This window comes from Flavobacterium sp. FlaQc-28 (genome assembly GCF_044007415.1).
GTDB lineage: Bacteria > Bacteroidota > Bacteroidia > Flavobacteriales > Flavobacteriaceae > Flavobacterium.
Window position 1 is genome coordinate 519186 of the sequence record NZ_JBIPCM010000001.1, and the last position, 24972, is coordinate 544157.

General features: G+C 31.8%; 19 protein-coding genes. 15 read left to right on the plus strand and 4 right to left on the minus strand.

The genetic code is table 11. The features are described from left to right. Window positions 1-144 precede the first annotated feature (144 nt). From ACHRVL_RS02210 to ACHRVL_RS02220, 3 genes are all read left to right on the plus strand, one after another. On the plus strand, window positions 145-6447 hold the full coding sequence (locus tag ACHRVL_RS02210; RefSeq protein ID WP_395409997.1) for a T9SS type A sorting domain-containing protein: 6303 nt from the start codon (window positions 145-147) through the stop codon (window positions 6445-6447). Window positions 6448-6449: 2 nt separating this feature from the next. Further along, window positions 6450-7148, plus strand: a complete 699-nt coding sequence (locus ACHRVL_RS02215) for a hypothetical protein (protein ID WP_395409999.1) — start codon at window positions 6450-6452, stop codon at window positions 7146-7148. Between the two features lie 210 nt (window positions 7149-7358). Further along, window positions 7359-11594 (plus strand): T9SS type A sorting domain-containing protein, encoded by a 4236-nt coding sequence (locus ACHRVL_RS02220; protein ID WP_395410002.1) that lies wholly within the window; start codon window positions 7359-7361, stop codon window positions 11592-11594. 76 nt (window positions 11595-11670) lie between these two features. Here ACHRVL_RS02220 and ACHRVL_RS02225 read toward each other — a convergent pair whose 3' ends face one another. Together ACHRVL_RS02225 and ACHRVL_RS02230 are read right to left on the minus strand one after the other, a co-directional pair. Then, a complete protein-coding gene (locus ACHRVL_RS02225; protein WP_395410004.1) occupies window positions 11671-12528 on the minus strand; it encodes an MBL fold metallo-hydrolase in 858 nt (285 codons plus the stop codon). 83 nt (window positions 12529-12611) lie between these two features. Next, on the minus strand, window positions 12612-13538 hold the full coding sequence (locus ACHRVL_RS02230) for a hypothetical protein (protein WP_395410005.1): 927 nt from the start codon (window positions 13536-13538) through the stop codon (window positions 12612-12614). A 374-nt stretch (window positions 13539-13912) separates the two neighbouring features. Between ACHRVL_RS02230 and ACHRVL_RS02235 the strand changes: the two genes are divergently transcribed. The 6 genes from ACHRVL_RS02235 to sufD all read left to right on the plus strand — a co-directional run bounded on the left by ACHRVL_RS02235 (window position 13913) and on the right by sufD (window position 18928). Then, entirely contained in the window at window positions 13913-14242 is a 330-nt protein-coding gene (locus ACHRVL_RS02235; protein ID WP_073483816.1) for an iron-sulfur cluster assembly accessory protein, read from the plus strand. A gap of 85 nt (window positions 14243-14327) precedes the next feature. Further along, the gene (gene sufB, locus ACHRVL_RS02240) at window positions 14328-15776 is read left to right on the plus strand and encodes a Fe-S cluster assembly protein SufB (RefSeq protein WP_395410007.1); all 1449 of its coding nucleotides are present in this window, start codon (window positions 14328-14330) and stop codon (window positions 15774-15776) included. A 7-nt stretch (window positions 15777-15783) separates the two neighbouring features. Continuing rightward, on the plus strand, window positions 15784-16272 hold the full coding sequence (locus tag ACHRVL_RS02245) for a flavodoxin family protein (protein ID WP_395410009.1): 489 nt from the start codon (window positions 15784-15786) through the stop codon (window positions 16270-16272). A gap of 11 nt (window positions 16273-16283) precedes the next feature. Beyond that, complete coding sequence (gene sufC / locus ACHRVL_RS02250; protein WP_089053659.1) at window positions 16284-17030, plus strand: Fe-S cluster assembly ATPase SufC; 747 nt, start codon at window positions 16284-16286, stop codon at window positions 17028-17030. Window positions 17031-17114: 84 nt separating this feature from the next. After that, window positions 17115-17504: a four helix bundle protein gene (locus tag ACHRVL_RS02255; RefSeq protein ID WP_395410011.1), complete on the plus strand. Its 390-nt coding sequence runs from the start codon at window positions 17115-17117 to the stop codon at window positions 17502-17504. A gap of 107 nt (window positions 17505-17611) precedes the next feature. Then, a complete protein-coding gene (gene sufD, locus ACHRVL_RS02260; RefSeq protein WP_395410013.1) occupies window positions 17612-18928 on the plus strand; it encodes a Fe-S cluster assembly protein SufD in 1317 nt (438 codons plus the stop codon). Window positions 18929-19035: 107 nt separating this feature from the next. Here sufD and ACHRVL_RS02265 read toward each other — a convergent pair whose 3' ends face one another. Continuing rightward, window positions 19036-19212 (minus strand): hypothetical protein, encoded by a 177-nt coding sequence (locus ACHRVL_RS02265; protein ID WP_395410015.1) that lies wholly within the window; start codon window positions 19210-19212, stop codon window positions 19036-19038. 9 nt (window positions 19213-19221) lie between these two features. Next, on the minus strand, window positions 19222-20571 hold the full coding sequence (locus tag ACHRVL_RS02270; RefSeq protein WP_395410017.1) for a serine hydrolase domain-containing protein: 1350 nt from the start codon (window positions 20569-20571) through the stop codon (window positions 19222-19224). A 220-nt stretch (window positions 20572-20791) separates the two neighbouring features. Between ACHRVL_RS02270 and ACHRVL_RS02275 the strand changes: the two genes are divergently transcribed. From ACHRVL_RS02275 to ACHRVL_RS02300, 6 genes are all read left to right on the plus strand, one after another. Further along, window positions 20792-22006 carry an aminotransferase class V-fold PLP-dependent enzyme gene (locus tag ACHRVL_RS02275; protein ID WP_395410019.1) on the plus strand — a complete coding sequence of 405 codons (1215 nt, stop codon included), beginning with the start codon at window positions 20792-20794 and terminating at the stop codon, window positions 22004-22006. A gap of 11 nt (window positions 22007-22017) precedes the next feature. Then, the gene (locus ACHRVL_RS02280) at window positions 22018-22443 is read left to right on the plus strand and encodes a hypothetical protein (RefSeq protein WP_395410021.1); all 426 of its coding nucleotides are present in this window, start codon (window positions 22018-22020) and stop codon (window positions 22441-22443) included. A gap of 2 nt (window positions 22444-22445) precedes the next feature. Continuing rightward, entirely contained in the window at window positions 22446-22871 is a 426-nt protein-coding gene (locus ACHRVL_RS02285) for a SufE family protein (protein WP_395410022.1), read from the plus strand. Window positions 22872-22959: 88 nt separating this feature from the next. Continuing rightward, window positions 22960-23283, plus strand: a complete 324-nt coding sequence (locus ACHRVL_RS02290) for an SUF system Fe-S cluster assembly protein (protein WP_017494560.1) — start codon at window positions 22960-22962, stop codon at window positions 23281-23283. 82 nt (window positions 23284-23365) lie between these two features. Beyond that, entirely contained in the window at window positions 23366-23875 is a 510-nt protein-coding gene (locus ACHRVL_RS02295; protein WP_395410023.1) for a DUF2480 family protein, read from the plus strand. Between the two features lie 78 nt (window positions 23876-23953). Then, a complete protein-coding gene (locus ACHRVL_RS02300) occupies window positions 23954-24904 on the plus strand; it encodes a DUF3078 domain-containing protein (RefSeq protein WP_370431410.1) in 951 nt (316 codons plus the stop codon). The last annotated feature ends 68 nt before the right edge of the window (window positions 24905-24972 follow it).

Consider the following 24972-nt stretch of genomic DNA (forward strand, 5'->3'; position numbering starts at 1 on the left):
TTGCTCAATTTGATTGGAAAAAAATATTCTAATTTGTATGCTCTTTCTTTAGATTAAAAAAAAACTTTTTCTCTTTACGTCTTCCCGTAAGGAAAGTCCGTTTAAAATAGTTATCCTTGCGCGACTGAATTCTAAACCGAATCTATGAAAACAAAACTACTCTTATTGCTGTTACTGGCAAATTTTTCTATTTACGCACAAACCAACTTAGTTCCGAATGGCGGCTTTGAAAGCTGGACAGGAAATTTTCCGGCCTATTGGTCAGATCAAAATTCTTTTTCCCAAAGTTTTGAAGCTATTCAGGGAGATTACAGTATCCGATTAAAGTACGTAACACTATCCCCTAAAATTAACAATCTAGTTCCATTAAAAGCGGGAGTTACTTATACTGTAAAATTTAAGTATAAATATCTCACTAATAATTATAGCGGAAGCCATCCTATAGCGTTGAATATCTCAAAGACAGGAAGCGGTACTACATTATCAAAAAGTTCTTTTGCTGTAAATAATTTATGGACTGAGGTTGAATCTAGTTTTACACCAGATGCCAACCTTTCTTATGATTTATCTATTTCAACTTTTAGTTTTGACGGCCAGGCTTTTGATGTCCTAATTGATGATGTTAAAGTTTATGTTGCAGGAACGGAACAGTATACTCTTATTCCTGATGTCGAGTTTGAAAAGGCTCTTATTTCTTTAGGAATTGATTCTGGAACTGTCGATGGCAAAGTTGTGACTTCGAATGTTAACACCGTAAAAACGATTACTGTAGATGGCACACTGGTTTCTGACTTAACAGGAATACAAGACTTTACAGCATTACAAAGTTTGTTTTGTAAAGGTTCAACCTATTCGTCTCAAACAGGAGGTAATGGAAAACTAAAAAGTCTTAACCTTAGTAAAAACTTGCAATTAACTACTTTAAGCTGCGAGAATAATCAACTTACTAGTTTAAACTTATCTAACAATAAAGCGCTAAATTCATTATTAATTCAAGGTAATAAATTAACCTCTCTTGACTTATCACAAAATATAAACGTACAGGAAATTTATTGCTATGACAATCAGTTAACTTCACTTGATCTTTCGAGCAATACAAAATTATCCAAATTGTTTGCCCGTGACAATAAATTAACTAGTCTTGATTTAAGCAAAAACATTGCTTTAAATTATTTAACCTGCGAATCAAACCAGCTTTCAACTTTAAACCTGAAAAATGGCAATAACTCCCTTCTAAAAGCAAATAGCGTTTATCTTCGATATAATCCAAAACTTTATTGTATTGCTGTAGATGATGTAGAATATGCAAAAACGACATGGACAACTAAAGATGCTGAGTCCAATTTTTATCCTTTTGAATGTGGTTCAATGACAGTTTTAGATACTGCTTTTGAAGATAAGCTGATCGCTTTAAAAATTGACACAGATGGTAAAAACGGGGCTGTTTTAAACTCTAGTATTGCTGCAATAACCACTTTAGATGTTTCTAATAGTTCACTTACAAAGCTTACCGGAATTGAAGGTTTTACTTCTTTAACAACATTAAATTGTTCTGGTAATTTATTAAAACGATTAAATGTTTCTCAAAATAAATTTTTGAATACTTTAAATTGCTCTAATAATTCTTCTTTAAAATGCATACAAGTTACAGATGTTGAAGCAGCTTTAAAATGGGCAACGACTAAAGATGAAACAGCAAGTTTTAATTTAAATTGTGACACTTTTACTTTAATTCCAGATTCAAACTTTGAAGATAAGCTTATAGCGCTGCGTATTGATAAAGATGGTAAAAATGGAAAAGTAAATACCGAAAGCATTGAAGGAGTTACAATTTTAGATGTCTCAAGTGCAAATATTAAAAATCTATCTGGTATTGAAGACTTTACAGCTTTGACCAGCTTAAAATGCTATTTTAATGAGATTGAAAATTTAGATCTTTCAAAAAATACTGAGCTAACTGACTTATCAGTTTACGGAAACAAATTGAACGTACTGAATATATCAAAAAGCACGAAGTTAACACAAGTTTCAGCCTCTAATAACAACTTGACGGCTTTAGAAGTATCTGCAAATAAATCTCTTACTAGTTTACAAGTTGATAGAAACAAATTAACAACATTAGACGTTTCAAACAATTTAAACTTAAAATCGTTAGATGCTTCCAGCAACCAACTTAAAACTATAAGTTTTACTAAAAACACGGCTTTAGAATCCTTAAAAATAAATTCAAATCCACTTAAAAGCTTAGATGTAACTCAAAACACATCTTTAACAATTTTAAATTGCAGCAGTAACGAATTGACAACCTTAGATGTAAGTAATAATTTAGCTTTAGAGAAGTTAAATGTTGGCTACAATTCGCTTACCAATTTAAACTTAAAGGCTAATACTAAATTGACATTTTTAGATTGTGTAAGCAATAACTTAACGACGTTTGATACTTCTTCAAATACTGCACTTGAGTATTTAGTTGCGGGTGCTAACGGAAGTGCCAGCATTTTAAAATCTTTAGATCTTTCAAAAAACACTAAGCTTTTAGAATTAGACATTTGGCAGGTTAAAATGGAAGAACTGAATTTGAGCCAAAATACTGCATTAAAAATGTTGAAATTTCAAAGCAGTAGCATAAGCACTTTAGACTTGTCGAAAAACACAGCACTAGAAGTGGCTCTAATTGGCGGTAATAAATTAACATCTCTTGATGTCAGCAATAACAAACTATTAAAAACTTTAAGCTGTTCTTCAAATCAAATACCTTCATTGGATTTAAGCAAGAATACCGCTTTGACTTTTGTAAGCTGTGGGAATAACAATTTGACAAGCCTGAATTTACAGAATGGAAACAATTCAAACTTCGTAAAAAATGTAGGGATCTATTTTACAAATATAGACGGAAAATCAGGATCTACCTATTACCCTGATTTTAGAGGAAATGCAAACTTAAGCTGTATTCAAGTTGATAATATTGAGTATTCTAATATTAACTGGTCCGAAATAAAAGATCCAGAAGTAAACTATAATGCATTGAATTGCAGTCTTGCAACCACCATTGCTGATTTAGCATTCGAAGACAAATTAATCAGTCTTGGAATCGATACTGATGGTAGAAATGGTGCAATCTTAAACTCCAGTATCAGCAATGTTACTTCATTAGATGTATCTAACAGCGCGATTAAAAATTTTACAGGTCTTGAAGGCTTTGCAGCTTTACAAACTTTAAACATTTCTAACAATTTAATTACCAAAGTTGATTTGTCTAAAAATAGTGCATTGAAAACTTTAAACGCATCGAGTAACAGTGCCTTAACTTGTATTAGGGTTGCTGATATTACGGCTACAGAAAATTGGAGTGTTACCAAAGATCCATCTGCAAGTTTTAGTTTAGATTGTGAAGTTTATACACTTATTCCGGATTCAAACTTCGAAGATTTTCTTATTGCTCAAAAAATCGACAGAGATGGTAAAAACGGAAAAGTAAAAACCGAAAATATTGTACAGGTTAGAACCATGAATGAGTTGGCAAACCGAAACATTAAAGACCTAAAAGGTATTGAAGGTTTTACATCTTTAACTCAGTTAGATGTTTCTAACAATCCTTTGACAACCTTAGATCTTTCTAAAAATCAAGCTTTAACTTATTTATCGGCCAATGCAACTTCTATTCAGAGTATTGATCTTTCAAAAAATGTTAATTTAACGACTTTACGTTTAGGATCATCACCGTTCACAACTTTAAATCTTTCAAAAAATGTTAATTTAACTTCTTTGGACATCTTTGACAACAAACTAAAAACGTTAGATTTAAGTCAAAACACTAAACTAATTCGTTTTAGTGCATATCGTGGAGAATTAATTACTTTAGATCTGTCAAAAAACACAGAATTGGCTGAATTTAACGCCTATGAAAACCAACTTAGAGTATTAGATTTATCAAAAAATCCAAAATTAACTTCGATTGCTATTTCTGGAAATAAATTAGCAAACCTTAACATCAAAAATGGGGCAAATACTTTATTAACTAATCTAAATTTTACAGCCAATCCTGATTTAACCTGTATTCAAGTTGATGATGCTGCATACTCTAACACGAATTGGAAAAGCAAAAAAGATGAAACTGCTGTTTTTTCAGCAGAAGCTTGCCCAGTTACAGTACCTTATACATTAATTCCAGATCCAAAATTTGAGGCGAAACTTATAAGTCTTGGTATCGACAAGGATGGAAAAAATGGAAAAGTTGCTACAATGAATATTGTATTTCTAACTAGCTTAAACATCTCAAATAGTGAGATTACAGATTTAACAGGATTACAAGATTTCTCTTCATTAACATCTTTAGACTGTAGTAACAATCAATTGACTGTTTTTGATGCGCTAAAATACAAATCACTTACAAGTTTAAATATAAGTAAAAACAAACTAAGTACTTCGTCTTTTAGAGCAAGCACTTCACTAACAAATCTAAACATCAGCCATAATGAGTTCGCAACTCTTGATTTATCTTATTTCACTAACCTTACCTCTTTAAGCGTTAGCTTTAATAAATTGAGAGATTTAGATGTTTCTAAAAATATAAAGTTAAAGGAATTTGATTGTGCAGGTAACAATTTATATACCTTAAACCTAAAGAATGGCAACAATGCTAACATGCAAAATATGATTTTTGGAAACTTTACTGAAAATCCAAACTTGCGTTGTATTCAGGTTGACGATGCTGCTTTCTCTACAGAAAAATGGATTGCTAAAGATGCAACAGCAAGCTATTCATCTGAGCCATGTGCACCAAACTTTCAATACACTTTAATTCCTGATCCAAACTTTGAAAGAAGATTAATCGCTCAAGGTTATGATTCTGGAGAAATTGACGGAAAAGTTTTGACTTCAAAAATTGAAAATATTAAATCATTATCAGCTACTGACTTAACAAATAAAACAACAGACTTAACAGGAATTGAAGATTTTAAATCATTAGAAAGTCTTTATTGTTATCATGGCGCTCTTACTAAAATAGATGTTTCCAGAAACCTAAAATTAAAACTTTTAGACATCGCAGATAATCAAATTACAACATTAGATCTTTCTAAAAATACTACTTTAGAATCTCTAAATTGCGGTACTAATAAATTGACAGAATTGAATGTTTCGAACAATTTATCTTTACAAACTTTAGTTGCTGATAATAATAAACTAACAGAGATTAATGTGTCTAAAAATACAGCATTAACTCGATTAGAAGTTGCTTCAAATCAAATTACAACTATTGATGTAACTGCCAATTCAGCCTTAAAAACACTAAGCGTTTACGGAAACAAAATAACAGCTTTAAATACTTCTAAAAATACAGCTTTAACTAGTTTAAGTGTTTTTTCAAATGAATTAACAACTTTAGATGTTTCTCAAAATAAAGCTCTAACTTATTTAAATGCCAAAAAATGTCAATTAACAACTATTGATGTTTCAAATAATGTTTTCCTAAATGGTCTTGAGGTTAACGAGAATAAAATTGTAACAATCGATGTCTCAAAAAACCCTCTATTAACCAGTTTGATGGTAAACTCAAATCAATTAACGAGCTTAAACCTTAAAAATGGAAAAAATACATTATTAAACAACAATTATGTTTCATTTTTTTCAAACCCAAAACTATATTGTATTCAAGTTGATGATGTTAACTATGCAACTGCAAATTGGCCTTCTAAAAAAGATGCAATTGCAACTTACAATACAGAATGTACAGGACAACTAAATTTACCTGCAGACAATTTTACTGTTGAAACTAAAGGGGAATCTTGTACAGGAGAAAACAATGGCGAGATTAGTATTGTTGGTAAAAATTCATTTGCATATACAGCAGCAATAAATGACAAATCGTACACTTTTACAAACAACAGTTTAAAAGTTACTAGTTTAACTCCGGGAACTTACAAAATCAAGATCACAATTCCGGAAATGATATTCGAACAAAACTTTACCGTAACTATTCCAAAAGCCGCAAACATTGCAGGAAAATCAAGCGTAACTTCTAAAAATGTAGCAGTAGAAATTACTGAAGGAACGGCTCCTTTTACTGTGTTTGTTGATGGAACTCAGCAATTTCAAACAACAGATTCTAACTTTAATTTAAGTTTAGAAAAAGGCGGTTTAATTGAAGTAGCAACTGCTAAAGCTTGTGAAGGTATTTTTTCTAAAAAAGTAGCCACAATGGATCTTTTAGGAACATTATCTGCTTACCCAAATCCAACTTCTGGAAGTTTTGAAATTGAAATTCCAACTGGTCAAAAAGAAGTTAAAATCGAATTGTACAATTTTGCTGGACAATTAGTTTCGACTAAAACATATTCTATCGAAAATGGAAAAGCGCAGTTAAGTCTTGAAAACCAAGCTTCGGGAATTTATGCCGCGAAAATCTATTTAGAAACTCCAGAATACATTAAAATTATAAAAAAATAAAAATGAAGAATTTTATATACCTATCAATCATTAGTTTTTTGTTTGCTGCATGCGGAGGCGGGGGCGGAGACGATCCTGTTACTCCTCCAGTTACAAATACGGCACCTACAGTTCCAGTATTAGTATCTCCAACTGACGGTAAATTATGTTTAGACAATACTGTTTCTTTACAATGGAATCAATCTACTGATACTGAAAAAGATCCAATTGTCTACCAAATTCAAGTTGCAAAAGATAACGGATTTACTCAAATTGTTAATACACTTAACAACTCAACCGTTAGTTCTTCTCTTTCGTTAGAGAAAAATACAGCATATTATTGGAGAGTACAAGCCGCAGACAGCAAAGGTTTATCTAGTGCTTACTCTGCAACTTTCAAGTTTTATACTGCGGGAACGGCTGTTGTAAATCATTTACCATTTGCTCCAGAGTTAATTCAGCCCGCAATAAATTCTGCTTTAAGTACAGCAACGGCTGCTTTAAAATGGAAAGCATCTGATGTTGACGCAAGTGATATTCTAACTTACGATGTGTATTTTGGAACAACTAATCCTCCAACAGCAAAAGTTACCGAGAACACAAGCGCTTCATCATTTGATGTTACATTAGAAGCTACAAAAGAATACTTCTGGAAAGTTGTCGTAAAAGACAACAAAGGAGGTGAAACTGTTGGTCAGGTTTGGAAATTTAAAACTAACTAACACTTAAATAATCACAATTAGTTAAACTAAGAATCCCGAATTCATTTTATTGAAAACGGGATTTTTTTCTAAAAAGAAAACCTTACCCATTCTTATAACTATTTATTTTAAAACCATTTATCCTTATAAATTGCTTTTTTTTACGCATTCCCGTAAGAAAAAGTAATATAAATTGCGTAAAATTGTATATCCTAACCCTAAACCTACTTTATGAAAACAAAACTACTTTTATTACTGTTGCTTGTAAATTTTTCTATTTATGCACAATACACAGAAATTCCAGATGTTAATTTTGAAAATAAACTGATTGCTTTAGGAATTGATAGCGGCATAGCTGATGGAAAAGTATTAACCTCCAAAATATCAAGTTTGATCTCACTAGATGTCTCATATAGCTCTATCAAAGATCTAACCGGAATAGAAAATTTTTCTGATTTAGAGATTCTAAAGTGTAACAACAATGAAATAACTAGTTTAAATATTTCACAAAATAGCTATTTATCAACTTTTAATTGTTCAAATAACTTATTAACGAATCTAAATATTTCTCAAAATAGAGACCTGAAATACTTTTATTGTTCTAATAATAAACTGAAAAATTTATCTTTTACTAACAATGCAAAGTTAAAAGAATTACAATGTAACAGCAATTCAATAGAAGTTTTAGCTCTAAGCGGCGCAATTTTGCTAGAAAATCTACATTGTGATTCTAACAATTTACCTTTTATAAATACTAACGCCAATACTATATTAAAAATACTTTCCTGCAGTAAAAATCAAATTACATCCCTGAATTTATCTCAAAACACACAATTAAACAGCTTAACGTGCTGGGAAAATCAATTGACAACTTTAAATCTATCAAAAAACACAGCTTTAGTTTCTCTATATTGTGATTCAAACAAAATAGCAAAGCTAGACCTTTCTACAAATATTAATTTAGTTGATTTTACATGTGTTTCAAACAATTTAACAAAATTGAATTTAAAGAATGGCAACAATACTAAAATAAATAAAACGCAGCTTAATTTAAGAGATAATCCTAATTTAACATGTATTGTTGTAGATGATGTCGCTTATTCTAATACTAATTGGCTGCCAGCATCTAAAGATTCTTCGGCAAACTACAATATTGATTGTACACTTTACACCCTTATACCAGATCCAAATTTCGAAAATAAACTTATCCAGCTTGGGTACGATTCTGGCATTGTTGACGGTAAGGTGCTAACTGATAATATTAGCACTGTCCTATCATTAAATCTAACAGGAGTTCCGATCTCGGATTTCACTGGAATCCAGGATTTCACTTCATTGCTTGAATTTTACTTCACTAATAATTCTCTCACCACTCTTGACCTATCTAAGAACACCAATTTAATTAGAATTGATGTCAGCCGTAATAAATTGACTAATCTGAATGTTCCAAAAAGTACTTCATTAACAACTCTAGTTTGTAACAATAACTTAATTTCAAATTTAGATGTATCAGGCAACACTAATTTAACATTTTTAGATGTAACCGAAAACAAATTAACTGACTTAAACATCTCTAAAAACATAAACCTAGAAACCCTGCAGGCCGGAAATAATGAATTAACAACTTTAAATGTATCTGAAAATAAAGCCTTAGAATCTCTAAGTATTCCAAACAATCAATTGAATTCTCTAATTACTTCAAAGAATATAAATTTAGAAAGTTTAGGTTGTCAATTTAACAAAATAACTTCCTTAGATCTTTTAAAAAACACAAAATTAAAATACTTAAACGCTAGCGCAAATCAATTAACATCTTTAGATATTTCAAAAAATACCCTACTTGAGCATTTGTACTTTTCAGATAATGCTATTACTTCCATTAATGTTACAAAACATAATAATTTAAGTAAATTTCACTGTGATAATAATAGTATAACCAAGCTAGATTTATCAAAAAACATCAAATTAACAGAAATATCTTGTACTAATAATCAACTAAAATATTTGGATTTAAAAAATGGAAACAATACTTCCTTAAACAACTACCTTTACGCTACAAAAAACCCTGACTTAACATGTATTCAAGTTGACGATGCTGTTTATTCAACTACAAATTGGTCAAAAAATGTTGATACAACAACAAAATTTTCAGATAATTGTCCAATGTTTACAATCATTCCCGATGTAAATTTTGAAAATAAATTAATCGCCTTAGGATTTGACTCAGGAACTCCTGATGGACAAGTTTTGACATCAAATATTTCTTCAATCACAAAAATAGATCTTTACAATAGTAATATTTCTGATTTAACCGGAATACAAGATTTTGCGTCTTTAACAAATTTAAGTGTTATGTCTAACAAACTAACAACTATAGATATTTCACAAAATTTAGCTTTAACTAATTTAAGTCTTCCCTACAACAAACTAACTACTTTAAATACTTCAAATAATATTTCTTTACAATATTTATCACTCTCTAGTAACGAAATAACAAGTCTTGATCTTTCTCAAAATACTGAATTAAGTCTTTTATCCTGTGGAACAAACAAATTAACTAACATTGATGTTTCGAACAATAAAAAACTAACTGCGTTTTGGGGGCCTTCAAATCAATTTACAACTTTAGATCTTTCTCAAAATCCTCTTTTAAGTTCTATACTATGTGCAGATAACAAATTACTTACCAAAGTAAATATAAAAAATGGCAACAACCGTTATATACAACAAACTTCCTATGCTATAGATTTTACAAAAAACCCATCTTTAACATGTATTCTCGTAGATAATGCTCTTTTTTCTAATGAAAAATGGGGAAGTTTCAAAGATGTTTCCGCATCATATTCTATTGTCGATTGCTCTCAGGTTACCGCTATTCCTGATCCTGCTTTCGAAGATAAATTAATCGCATTGAATATTGATACCGATGGTAAAAACGGAACTGTTTTAAACAGTAGTATTGCAAACCTTTTATCTTTGGATATTGCATCAAGTTCTATAAAAGACATAACCGGAATAACCGGCTTTACCAGTCTAACTAATTTAAACTGTTCGAGTAATCTACTAACATCTTTAGATCTTTCTAAAAATAGTACTTTAACCTTAGTAAATAGCAGTAACAACAAATTATTGACTCTAAATTTAAAGAATGGCAACAATGCGAATTTTAATCTTAGCTCAAATTTTAAAAACAATCCAAATTTAAATTGTATTCAGGTTGATGATGCCATTTTATCTACAAACAATTGGCAAACACTTAAAGACGAAACCGCAAGCTACAACATTGACTGTAATGCATATACGTTAATTCCTGACCCAATTTTTGAAGATAAATTAATTGCTTTAGAAATAGATACAGATGGTAAAAATGGTAAAATCCTTACCTCAGTTGCTAATAAAGTTACCTATCTTGATCTTTCATATAGTAATATTTCAAACTTAACAGGTATCGAAGATTTTGTTTCATTAACATATCTGGATTGTAACTTTAACAAAATAAGCAGCATAGATACCAGTAATAACAAATTACTAATGAAACTAGCTTTACACGATAACAAACTAACCAGTATAGATGTCACCCAAAATCCTCGTTTAGTTAATTTAATGCTCTCCCAAAATCAAATTTCTACAATTGATTTATCTCAAAATAAAGCTCTTATACATTTAACTGTAGATAGAAATTCATTAAGCAGTCTTGACATTTCATCAAATACTGTGCTTGAATCTCTATATTGCGGCAGTAACAATTTCACAACATTGGATGTATCAAACCAACCTAATCTTTTGCAATTGAACTGCACTAATACAACAATTTCAAAACTAGATGTTTCTTCAAACAAAAAATTGGAAGATTTGTATTTTAACAATGCTCAATTAACCACTTTAGATCTAAGCAACAACCCATTATTAAAAAGAATAAATGTAACTTGGAACCAATTAACAACTTTAGATTTATCACATAATCCTCTTTTAGAACTTGTTTTTATCGAATTTAACCCAATAACAACATTAAATCTTCAGAATGGTAATAACAAAAACTTCATATTGCCTCCTGCAAATGCTACAAATAAAAACACGGCTGCTATCGATGCCTGCAGTTTTTTAAATAATAAAAATCTCTCTTGTATTCAGGTTGATAATGTCGAATTTTCTAATTTAAAATGGTCAAAAATCAAAGAACCTACTGCAACTTATTCAAATACCTGTAAGAATCTGAGTATCGAAGATTCAGTGTTTGATAAAGTTGTTATCTATCCAAACCCAACAAAAGGAGAAATTCACCTCAATAATATTGTATTAGAAAAAGCAACAGTTTACAACTCACTAGGGCAATTAGTAAAATCATTTACTCTAAACAATACAAACACAGATAATACTATAAATTTATCTGGTTTACCAAAAGGAGTTTACTACATATACTTAATCAACGGAGATGCTGCTTCTGCAAAAAAAGTAATTGTAGAATAAATCATGTTTTTTTTAAACTAAAAAATCCCATTCTCAATCAAAAGAAAATGGGATTTTTTATGCTTTAAAGTTTATCTTAAAGAATCTCTTCGCAAGTAAAAACGTCTTTCAGTCGCACGCCTTTCTCAGTATGTTCAACCGTTATAATTTGATTATGCGCATCGTGTTCTAAAAACAAATAATAATTATTATCTGCCGCCGCATTTAAAAATTTTGATTTTTCAGGCATTGTCAATAACGGTCGCGTATCGTAACCCATTACATATGGTAACGGAATATGTCCAGCCGTAGCCAATAAATCAGCGCAAAAAACGATGGTTTTATTCTGATATTGGATATGCGGAATCATCTGTTTTTCGGTATGCCCATCAACGTAATAAATACCAAAATTCATTTCTTCAGAGAATGCAAAGTCACTTTCAGGACGTTTTATAAAATTCAACTGACCGCTTTCCTGCATTGGTAAAATATTTTCCGAAAGAAAAGAAGCTTTTTCACGCGCATTTGGTTTTGTAGCCCATTCCCAATGATTTTCATTTGTCCAAAACTTTGCATTCTTAAATGCCGGCTCATAAAAAGTTTTATCAGAATTCCATTGAACACTTCCTCCACAATGATCAAAATGCAAATGCGTCATAAAAACATCCGTAATATCATCTCTGTGAAAACCATGTTTTGCTAAAGATTTATCAATCGAATGAGATCCCCAAAGTGAGTAATAACCAAAAAACTTTTCTGATTGTTTATCTCCCATTCCAGTATCAATTAAAATCAAACGATTTCCATCTTCAATCAACAAACAACGTGCGGCTATATCAATAAGATTATTATCATCTGCAGGATTGGTTTTGTTCCAAATTGTTTTTGGCACAACACCAAACATTGCACCGCCGTCTAACTTAAAATTTCCTGATTCTATTGGGTAAAGTTTCATGAGTATAAATTTCTAATAAGAAAACAAAGCTAGGAAATCAATTTCCTATATACTACAAATTCTAATTAAAAACTCCTAACCCCTTATTCTAAAGTAATCGAAGTACTTCCCATGATTTCTTGCTTATCAAAAAAGTTAACAAAATAAGTTCCTTTTTTAAAATCATTTTCATCAGCATTTAAAATGCCGTAAACATTGGCAGGTTTTCCTTGAAAATCTACTGCTACAATAAAACTATAAACCAAAGCTTTATCATTTCCAAATTCAATTAATTTATCTTCTCCTAAAACTGTGTTTTTTTGATCTAAAACCTGAATGTAAAAAATTCTTTTTCCCGTTTTGGCCACTGAATTTCCATTTATAGAAAAACTGACTTTAAGTTTTTTTGTGTTTTTAGCTTTATCAGTCTCAAGTTCTGTCCCTGATTTTTTCTCACGCAATGCAATAACTTTAAAATTAGTCAAAGACAATCTCGAAGCGTCCTTTATAGTCGATTCTAGTTTTTTTTGTTTCAAAATCAAAGTATCATTTTGCGCCTTTTGCTGATACATCACAACATTCTGAGACTCAATTTCGCTAAGTAAGTTTTTATTTTGAGATTTGAGACTTTTAATTTCTAAACCTTTAGATTCTAGTGTCGTTTTTAAATCTAAAAGTTGTTTTCTATAAATTTGAATCTGAGTAATCGAAGGATTTTTTGAAGCTTTTATAATTTCCATTAAATTCTCGACATTTTTTCGTTCAAGCTCCAATTGCTGCGATAACGAAGTCTTTTCTAAAATCGCCAAATCATATTGCTGTTTTAAAACATTCAAAGAGTCTATAATGTTTTTTTGTGCTGTAGATTCCTTACTTGACTCTGCAAGATTATTTGTAATCGAAGGAGTCACATCATCTTTGGTACTTTCCTTTAATTCACTGCTAAAAATAAAGAATGTAGCTCCTATTCCAAAAACAAAAAATACTGCAAAAAGTGCTTTTACCCACTTATTCATATACTGTTTTTTCATAATTACTCACAATTTATTGCAAAAATAACAATATAATAGCAGTTGCAGTAAGTATAAATACGGTTTTTAGTTTTATATGCCATTAAAATAAGAGAATCGCAAAAACTTTCAAAAATTATCAAACTTTTCGTTCAACAAACAAAATCACTGTAAAAAAAAAGAGATACATTTTTGCCCCATTTTCAGCAAAATAAATTCTATCTATTTTAACATTTGTTATAATAATGTGAACCGCTATGGAAAAAGGTTTTTAAGTCGTATCTTTGCAGACAATTTCATTTGAACAGAGAAATTGGCATTTTATTTAATGTAATATTTTGATTACTATTTAGATGCGATTTTAAATGATCTTTTAAAAACAAATACCATAAACAATGATAAAGGTTTCTGATACAGCCAAAAAGAAAATCATCGATTTGATGACTGATGATGGTTTCGACGCCGCAAACGACTATGTAAGAGTAGGCGTAAAAAGTGGTGGATGCTCTGGTTTGTCTTATGATTTAAAATTTGACAAAACCAAAGGCGACGATGATAAAGTATTCGTAGATAATGATATACAAATAGCAGTTGAAAAAAAATCATTCCTATATTTAGCTGGAACAATTCTTGAATTTTCAGGCGGATTAAACGGAAAAGGATTTGTTTTCAATAACCCAAATGCAAGCAGAACTTGCGGATGCGGAGAATCATTCTCTCTTTAGTCAAAGCAGAAAGTCGTAAAGTCATAAAGACTTCGATTGACTTTCAATCTTTGGACTTTCAAACTTTTTAGACAATAAAAATATAATGAGCAAATACACTGAAGACGATTTAAAAATCGAACTCGAAACTAAAGAATACGAATACGGATTTTATACCAATATAGAATCTGAAACGTTTCCTATTGGCTTAAACGAAGACATCGTAAGAGCTATTTCTCTTAAAAAAGAAGAACCTGAATGGATGACCGAATGGCGCATCGAGGCTTTCCGTGCTTGGAAAGAAATGATTGAGCCAGAATGGGCAAATGTTCGTTATGAAAAACCAGACTTTCAGGCCATTTCTTATTATTCAGCTCCAAAACAAGTAGATCCTAATAAAACTTTGGACGATGTTGATCCAGAATTATTAGAGATGTACAAAAAACTTGGAATTTCTGTTGATGAGCAAAAAATGATGAACAATGTCGCTATGGATATTGTTGTCGATTCTGTTTCTGTAGCAACAACTTTCAAGAAAACATTGGCCGAAAAAGGAATTATTTTCTGTCCAATTTCTGAAGCTATCAAAGAACATCCTGAATTGGTAAAAAAATATTTAGGAACTGTTGTACCTCAAAAAGACAACTTCTATGCAGCATTAAACTCAGCAGTTTTCTCTGACGGAAGTTTCTGTTATATTCCAAAAGGCGTTCGCTGCCCAATGGAACTTTCAACTTATTTCAGAATTAATCAGGCAGGAACAGGGCAATTTGAAAGAACGCTTGTTATTGCAGATGCAGGAAGTTACGTTTCTTATTTAGAAGGATGTACAGCTCCTAGTCGCGACGAAAATCAATTACACGCTGCTGTGGTTGAATTAATCGCTTTGGATGATGCTGAAATTAAATATTCGACCGTTCAAAACTGGTTCCCAGGAAACAAAGAAGGAAAAGGTGGGGTTTACAACTTTGTAACGAAAAGAGGTTTATGCGAAACAAACGCTAAAATTTCTTGGACACAGGTTGAAACAGGTTCTGCTGTAACTTGGAAATATCCTTCTTGCGTACTTAAAGGAGATAATTCGGTTGGAGAATTTTATTCAATTGCTGTTACCAATAATTACCAACAAGCTGATACGGGAACTAAAATGATCCATTTAGGAAAAAACACTAAATCGACTATTATTTCTAAAGGTATTTCAGCTGGAAAATCACAAAACAGTTACCGTGGTTTAGTGCAAATTTCGCCAAGAGCAGAGAACGCAAGAAACTTTTCTCAATGTGATTCATTGTTAATGGGTAACAATTGTGGTGCACATACTTTCCCTTATATCGAAAGTAAAAATCCATCGGCTAAAATTGAGCACGAAGCAACCACAAGTAAAATTGGAGAAGATCAGGTTTTTTATTGCAACCAAAGAGGTATCCCGACTGAAAAAGCGATTGCCTTAATTGTAAACGGTTTCAGTAAAGATGTATTGAACAAACTTCCGATGGAATTTGCTGTTGAAGCTCAAAAATTGTTAGAGATTTCTTTAGAAGGTTCTGTAGGATAATTTGAAGATGGAAAATAAAAAAATCATCATTTTAGGTTCTTCCCGAAAAAACGGCAACACAACAAAAATTGTGGACGAAATTGCGAAAGAACACCATATTGATGTAGTAAATCTAAGTGATTATAATATTTCATATTATGATTACGAAAGCAAAAATATAGAAGATGATTTTTTGCCTTTGATTAAAAAGATTATCGAAAATCATGATACTTTCATTTTTGCAACGCCCATTTATTGGTATAATATGAGCGGAATTATGAAGGTCTTTTTTGATCGGTTTTCAGATTTAATCCGAATTGAAAAAGAAACCGGAAGAAAACTAAGAGGAAAGAAAATTGGTGTGATATCAAATTCACACGATAATGAAATAGAAGAAAGTTTCTACATTCCGTTTCAAAAAACAGCCGATTATTTAGGCATGGAATATTTAGGTCACGCGCATTTTAATGCCAACATCCTAAACCAACAAACAAAAATAGAATTGACATTTATATAAAATAAAAAACAATGTTATCAATAAAAAACCTTCACGCCTCAATTGGTGATAAAGAAATCCTAAAAGGAATTAATATAGAAGTTAAAGCTGGCGAAGTACACGCTATCATGGGACCAAACGGTTCTGGAAAAAGTACACTTTCTGCGGTTATTGCAGGAAACGAAAACTACGAAGTTACAGACGGAGAAGTTTTCCTTGACGGAGAAGATCTTGCAGATTTAGCTCCAGAAGAAAGAGCACACAAAGGAGTTTTCCTTTCGTTTCAATATCCTGTAGAAATTCCTGGAGTTAGTGTAACTAACTTTATGAAAACTGCAATCAACGAAACTCGTAAAGCAAACGGTCAAGAAGAAATGCCGGCAAACGAGATGTTGAAAGTAATTCGTGAGAAATCTGAATTATTAGAAATCGATCGTAAATTTTTATCTCGTTCTTTAAACGAAGGTTTTTCTGGAGGAGAGAAAAAAAGAAACGAAATTTTCCAAATGGCAATGTTGGAGCCAAAATTAGCTATCCTTGATGAAACCGATTCTGGTCTTGATATCGATGCGTTAAGAATTGTTGCAAATGGTGTAAACAAATTAAAAAGCGACAAAAACGCTATTATTGTTATCACACACTACCAACGTTTGTTAGATTATATCGTTCCTGATTTCGTTCACGTTCTTTACAACGGAAGAATCGTAAAATCTGGAGGAAAAGAATTAGCTTACGAATTAGAAGAAAAAGGATACGACTGGATCAAGGCAGAGAATTAAAATTTGTTTCAGGTTTCATGTTTTTTTAGTTTCAAGTTGAATTACATTTTGTAAGTTTAAACTTAAATTTTTTAAACAGAAATTATGGCGACAATAACTCGATTTGAAGATTTAGAAATCTGGAAAGAAGCTCGACGTTTAGCGAAAGAAATTCATCTTATTGCAGTTCATACAGAGTTAAGATCAGATCTCAGATTTAAAAATCAAATAAAAGATTCTTCGGGTTCTGTAATGGACAATATTGCAGAAGGTTTTGAAAGAGATGGAAATTTAGAGTTTCGACAATTTTTATCGATTGCTAAAGGTTCAGCCGGAGAAACAAGATCTCAATTATATCGCGTTTTTGATTTTGAATATATTTCAGAAGAAAAATTCGAAGCTTTAAAAAAGGATTATGAAAATTTAAGCGGTAAAATAAAAAACTTTATCACTTACCTAAATAAAAAAGATTTCAAAGGAAATAAGTTTCAGTAGAAAAACATGAAACATTAAACCTGAAAAATACGGATTCATAAGGAATTAAGTTCCAACAGGCAACCTGAAACTTGAAACCTGAAACACCGAAGGAAACAACAACGAAAATGGATTTAAAAGAAAAATTAGTATCGTCTTTTATGGCTTTTGAAGAGCGTGTCGATGTACATTCAGATTTACACGACATACGCACAAATGCTTTAAAAAACTTCGAAAATAAAGGTTTCCCAACCAAAAAAGAAGAAGCTTGGAAATATACCTCGCTAAATGCCATCTTAAAAAATGACTTTTCGGTTTTTCCAAAGCAGGAAAATGCAATCGAATTCAGTCAGGTAAAAAAATACTTTTTACACGAAATAGATACTTATAAATTAGTATTTGTCGATGGCGTATTTAGTTCGCATTTGTCTTCTACAACACATGACGGAATCGATGTTTGCTTGATGTCATCAGCATTAACCAAACCAAAATATAAAATGATTATTGATAAATACTTCAATCAAATTGCAAGTAAAGATGACAGCTTAACGTCATTAAATACTGCATTTGCAATGGAAGGTGCTTTTATCAATATTCCACAAAAGAAAGTAGCCGATAAGCCAATTGAAATCATGTATTTCTCAACTGGAAATGAAGCAGCTTTATTGGTTCAACCTAGAAATTTGATTATTGTGGGTGAAAATTCACATGTTCAAATTATCGAGCGTCACCAAAGTTTGAATGAAAATCCTGTTTTAACAAACTCTGTTACTGAGATTTTCGCTCAAAAACGTGCTATTGTTGACTTTTATAAGATTCAAAACGATAACAGTGAAGCCAATTTAATTGACAACACTTACGTTTCACAACAACAGGAAAGTCATGCTTATGTACACACTTTCTCTTTTGGTGGAAATTTAACTCGTAACAACTTAAACTTTTATCACTTTGGTGAAAGATTAACAAGTACGTTAAACGGAATTTCAATCTTAAACGATAAACAACACGTTGATCATTATACTTTGGTAAACCACGCAACGCCAAATTGCGAGAGTTTCCAGGATTATAAAGGAATTTTTTCTGATCGTTCAACAGGAGTTTTCAACGGAAAAGTATTGGTAGAAAAAGAAGCTCAAAAAACAAACGCTTTCCAAAAAAGCAACAATATTTTATTGAGTGACAAAGCAACTATCAACGCAAAACCACAATTGGAGATTTTTGCTGATGACGTAAAATGTTCTCACGGTTGTACAGTTGGACAATTGGATGAAACAGCAATGTTCTACATGCAATCTCGTGGTATTCCTCAAAAAGAAGCAAAAGCTTTATTGATGTACGCATTCTCAAATGCCGTTATCGAAAGCATCAAAATACCAGAATTAAAACAAAGAATTACTAAAATCATTGCTACTAAATTAGGCGTGAATTTAGGATTTGATTTGTAGTCAGGTTTTACCGCAAAGACATAAAGGTTTCGCAAAGTTCGCAAAGGTTTATTTTAAACTTTGCGAACTTTGCGCTTTTATTCCTTGCGCTCTTTGCTATTAAAATTTTAATCTCTTACTGCAATAATAAACATTAGAATTCCAATAAAAAACAATACAATACCTCCTAAAAAACAAAATGTATTTATTATCGAATAACCAAGATTAGTAGAATAGCCTAAGCCGATTGAAAACCAACCTCCAATTATCATTAAAACCGACTGTAAAACTTTGTTCTTTATCATAACTATTGTTTATTTCTTCACACTCTCAATAATCCCCTTCAAAAACCCATTAAAATCAAATCCAGGCTCTTCTTCCTTCACTCCCATTCTCACAATTACCATATCCAAAGACGGAATAATCGCCACCATTTGACCTTGATAACCACTGCAATAAAACATATCACGAGGAACATCTGGGAATTTTCCTCCCGCGTTCAACCAAAATTGAGCTCCATATTTTCCTTCAGAAGTATTGGTTGGTGTTGCTGTATATTTTACCCAACTTTCATCCAGAATTTGTTCGCCGTTCCAGTTTCCTTTATGAAGATACAATAATCCAAATTTTGACCAATCTCTTGGCGTTGCCCATCCGTAAGATGAACCTACAAAAGTTCCAGACATATCTTGTTCGACAATCATCGAGTTCATTCCGATTTTATCAATTACGGCGCTGTACCAGAAATCAAGATATTCTTGTTGGGTTTTAAATTGGCTTCTTAAAATTCGGGATAATAAATTGGTTGTTCCTGATGAATAATACCAATGTGTGTTTGGTTTATACTTCGCGGGCTTATCCATTTGCACTTTCCCCATGTCTTCAGACTGAAAAAGCATTTGAGTGGCATCGCAAATCGTACTGTAATTCTCTTCCCATTCTAAACCAGAATTCATGTGAAGCAAATCGTTAACCGTAATATTTTTACGCTCATCATTTTGCCATTCTTTAATCGGAGCTGGTTTATAAATGTCAATTTTTCCTTGTTTTGCCAAAACTCCAAAAGCCGAACTTGTGATACTTTTTGTCATCGACCAACCCAGAATTTTACTGTCTTTATTAAAACCTGTGTCATATTTTTCGGCAATTAATCTGTCTTTATATAGAACAACAACAGCGCGAGTTCTTTTCTTTTTCCCACCATCTTTATCAAAAGAATCATCAACAGCTTTCTTCAATTTTACATAGTCGACATTTGCGAAAGCAGAATCTTTTGGTTCATTATTTCCGTAAGGAAAAGGAAGATTATTAATCAATTTTGTTCTTTTTGGAAGCAGGTACGGTTCCGAAATATCAAAATCATCATTAATTAATAAAGCTCCCAAACCTTCTCTATAGATTGCTTTTCTTTCTTTTAATCCATAAACAGATGAAACTGCAAATTTTCCAGCATCATCAATGGAATTTTTAGCCAAATCAATCATATCGATATCATTGTCTGTTTTTTCAATTAAATCCAATGGACGATTATCTATAAAATGTCCTGACGCGACACTTTTGGCCGAGAAACCAGAAATCAAATCAAGTTTCGGATAAGTTGTAAATCCGAAATACAAAAAGGCAAGAACCAAAACAAGCAGAAATACTTTGAGAAACTTTTTCATGACTATTTAGATATTTTTATTGCAATATAAATAATTTATGCTCACGATTTTAGAGCTCAATTTACAAATCTGTTTCGGATAATTCAAAAAACAGAATTATTTTTTACGGAATCAATATTTACAACAGCTGACAATGGCGCTATAAAAGGAAATTATAGAATTGCTGTATAAACAAATTTAGTTTTAGTACTTTTGTAAATAGATTTTTTCTAAATAAGACATGCTAGATATTCAAAAAATAAGAGCTGATTTCCCAATACTTTCGCAAACTGTAAACGGAAAGCCATTAGTATATTTCGACAACGGAGCTACTTCGCAAAAACCACAAATTGTGATTGATGCCGAAGTAAAATATTATCAAGAAATTAATGCCAATATTCATCGTGGCGTTCACACTTTAAGCCAATTAGCTACTGATGCTTACGAGATTTCTCGTGGCAAAGTAAAAGACCACATAAATGCAAAACACGCTCACGAAGTACTTTTTACTTCGGGAACTACACACGGAATCAACTTAGTTACAAATGGTTTTGCTTCAATCTTGAAACCTGGCGACGAAGTAATTGTTTCTTCACTAGAGCATCATAGCAATATTGTGCCTTGGCAAATGTTATGTGAAAAAACCGGCGCTGTTTTGAAAGTGATTCCGATGAATGAAAATGGAGAATTAATCATCGATGAATTTGATGCTCTCCTTTCAGAAAAAACAAAAGTGGTTACGGTAAATCATATTTCGAATGCACTCGGAATCATCAATCCTATCAAATATATTATTGACAAAGCTCACAATGTTGGTGCTGCAGTTTTGATTGATGGCGCACAGGCAGTTCCGCATTTAAAACCAAATGTTCAGGAATTAGATTGTGATTTTTATGCTTTTTCAGGACATAAAATGTGCGGTCCAACTGGAACTGGAATTTTGTACGGAAAAGAAGAATGGCTGAACAAACTTCCTCCTTATCAAGGCGGCGGCGAAATGATTAAAGAAGTGACTTTCGAAAAGACAACTTACGCAGATTTACCTCATAAATTCGAAGCCGGAACTCCAAATATCGCGGGCGGAATTGTTTTAGGAACTGCGATTGATTATTTAAACAATATTGGTTTCGAAAATATTCAGGAATATGAGCACGAACTTTTAGAGTACGCTACAAAGCGTTTATCTGAAATTGAAGGTTTAAGAATCTACGGAACTGGAAAGAATAAAGCTTCTGTGGTTTCATTTAATATTGATGGAATTCATCCATACGATATTGGTTCAATTATCGACAAATTAGGAATTGCAGTTAGAACTGGACATCATTGCGCACAGCCAATTATGAATTTTTTCTGCATTCCGGGAACAATTCGTGCTTCTTTTTCTTTTTACAACACCAAAGAAGAAATTGATCTAATGGTTGATGCAGTTAAGAAAGCCCAAACAATGCTGAGCTAAAAACCTTTTATATGAGAATATTATCTTTATTACTCTTAACTCTTTTTATTGGAACGAGCTGTTCCAGTCAAAAAAAAGCAGATATGACCAAAACACAATTGGAATACACTGCCGTTTCAAGAGGAATTTACAAAAAGATAATTGTTCAAAATAAAACAGCAGCCGTTACCAATGGCAGAAATGCGGAAACGGTAGAAACTAAAATTGATGAGGCAAAATGGAAACAAATTGTCGCTGAATTTTCGAAAATAAATTTAGAAAATATTCCAAATTTAAAAGCTCCAACAGAAAAACGTTTTTACGATGGTGCCGCGATTGGAAATTTAAAAGTAACTCAAAATCAAAAAACCTACGAAACAAAAGGTTTCGACAATGGTTTTCCTCCAAAGGAAATAGAAAAACTGGTAAATTTGCTGGTTGATTTTGCTAAAGAATAATTATGACAATTAAAGAAATTCAAAACGAAATAATAGACGAATTTTCGATGTTCGACGACTGGATGCAGCGTTATGAATACATCATTGAACTAGGAAAAAGTCTTCCGTTAATTAAAGAAGAATACAAAACCGACGAGAATTTAATCAAAGGATGTCAATCTAAAGTTTGGCTTCAAGGCGAACAAAAAGATGACAAAATTATTTTTACGGCTGATAGTGATGCTATTTTAACAAAAGGAATAATTGCGATTTTAATTCGCGCTTTCTCCAATCAAAAAGCAGAAGATATTATAAATGCAGATACTGATTTTATTGACGAAATTGGTTTAAAAGAACATTTATCAGCAACACGTGCCAACGGTTTGGTTTCGATGATCAAAAACATCAAAATGTACGCTTTGGCTTTTGACGCAAAAAATAAAAATTAAATTTCTTTTGCCACGAATTTCACGAATTGACACTAATTTTTAAATTCGGGAAATTTGTGAAATTCGTGGCGAAAAAACAAATAACAAAATGGAACAAGAAATAGACACAAACGAATTAGGAGAATCAATCGTAAAAGTTTTAAAAGGAATTTACGATCCTGAGATTCCTGTTGATATTTATGAATTAGGATTAATTTACGATGTAATGGTAAACACAGATTACGAAGTAAAAATCTTAATGACACTTACATCTCCAAACTGCCCAGTTGCAGAAAGCTTACCAAGAGAGGTAGAAGAAAAAGTAAAAACTATCGAAAACATCAAAGATGTTGATGTAGAAATTACTTTTGATCCGCCTTGGAGTAAAGATTTAATGAGCGAAGAAGCAAAATTAGAATTAGGAATGCTTTAAAAAATAGTCATAAAGTTGAAAGTCATAAAGTCTAAAATAAAGGACTTTACGACTTTCGACACTCGACTTTAAGACTTACAGAATGGAAGAAATCATTAATAAAGTTGCCAATAGTGCTTTAGAAGTTTTTGATCTTGAGGATTATTATCCAAAAGGAATCCGTACGCAAATTGACATTTCGCAATGGCTTTTGGAAGGATTTTTATTGAAAGAAAAAGACTTTAGAGAATACCTTAAAAATCACGATTGGTCACAATACCAAGATCAATATGTTGCTGTGCATTGTAGTACAGACGCTATCGTTCCGGCTTGGGCTTTAATTTTAGTAGGCCTCCATTTAGCGCCTTATGCAAAAAAAGTAGTCAATGGAACTATCGAAGATTTAGATGCTAGCTTATATGAAGAAATCTTAAGTAAAATCGATTATTCGGTTTACAAGAACAAACCTGTCATTGTAAAAGGCTGCTCAAGAAAACCAGTACCAATGCGAGCTTATATTTTAGCAGCAAACAACCTTCAATCCTTTGCCCGAAGTATAATGTACGGCGAAGCTTGCTCTGCAGTCCCTTTGTACAAGGAATCTAAGAAATAACTTGCTTTTTCGATCAATTATGCCTTAACCTTTTAAGCGTTTTTAGTATATTTGTTAATACACTTAAACTAAATAACCATGAGAAAGCTGACGTTATTACTCTTCATTTTAGCGAACTTTACTTTTGTTCAGGCACAAAATTCAGAAAAAGAATTAATTCAAAATACCGAAAAAGCGGTAAAAAAAATAAACGATACTATTGAGGAAGATGGCTGGAAGGCAAAAGGAACTGTGTCTCTTTTGCTGAATCAGTCAAGCTTTAACAATTGGATTGCCGGAGGAGAAGACAGCTTTTCTGGAACTTTGGGAATCAATTATGATTTCAATTACAAAAAAGAGGACTTAACTTGGGACAATAAAGTTTTAGCTTCATACGGGCTTTTACAAACCAAAAATGCCGATTTTGGAAAAAAGACAGATGACCGATTGGAATTTAATTCCATTGTCGGAAAACGAGCTTTTGGAGAATGGTACTACTCTTATTTCCTAAATTTCAGAACACAATTTACAACTGGCTATGTTTATGGACAAGATGCTAACGGAAAAGAAATTAGAACCGAAAACACTAAATTTATGTCTCCTGGTTATCTTACTACAGGTCCCGGAATTTACTGGACAAAAGACGATAATCTTAAAATAAACTTCGCTCCTTTAACATCAAAATTTACATTTGTTGACAGCGCATATACTTCTGGAATAGATCAAGCAACAGGATTACCTTATGTTGATGGTGCTTATTTTGGTGTAGATGCTAACAAAAGTATGCGTTACGAATTAGGTTTTTATGCCTCTGTTTACTATAAGCTGGCAATCATGACCAATGTAACTGCCGAAAATACTTTAAATCTTTACTCTAATTATTTAGAAGATCCACAAAATGTAGACATCAATTACTCGCTGAATATTGTTATGAAAATTAATAAATTCCTATCGGCAAACTTATCTTTCCAAGCGATTTATGATGATAATGCTTTTCAAGGATTTCAAACTAGAGAAGTATTTGGTTTAGGAGTTAATTTTGGTTTTTAATTTAAACTGCAAACCGCCTAATTTTACCACAGAGAGCGCTGACTAAAGTATCTCAAAAAACACAAAGT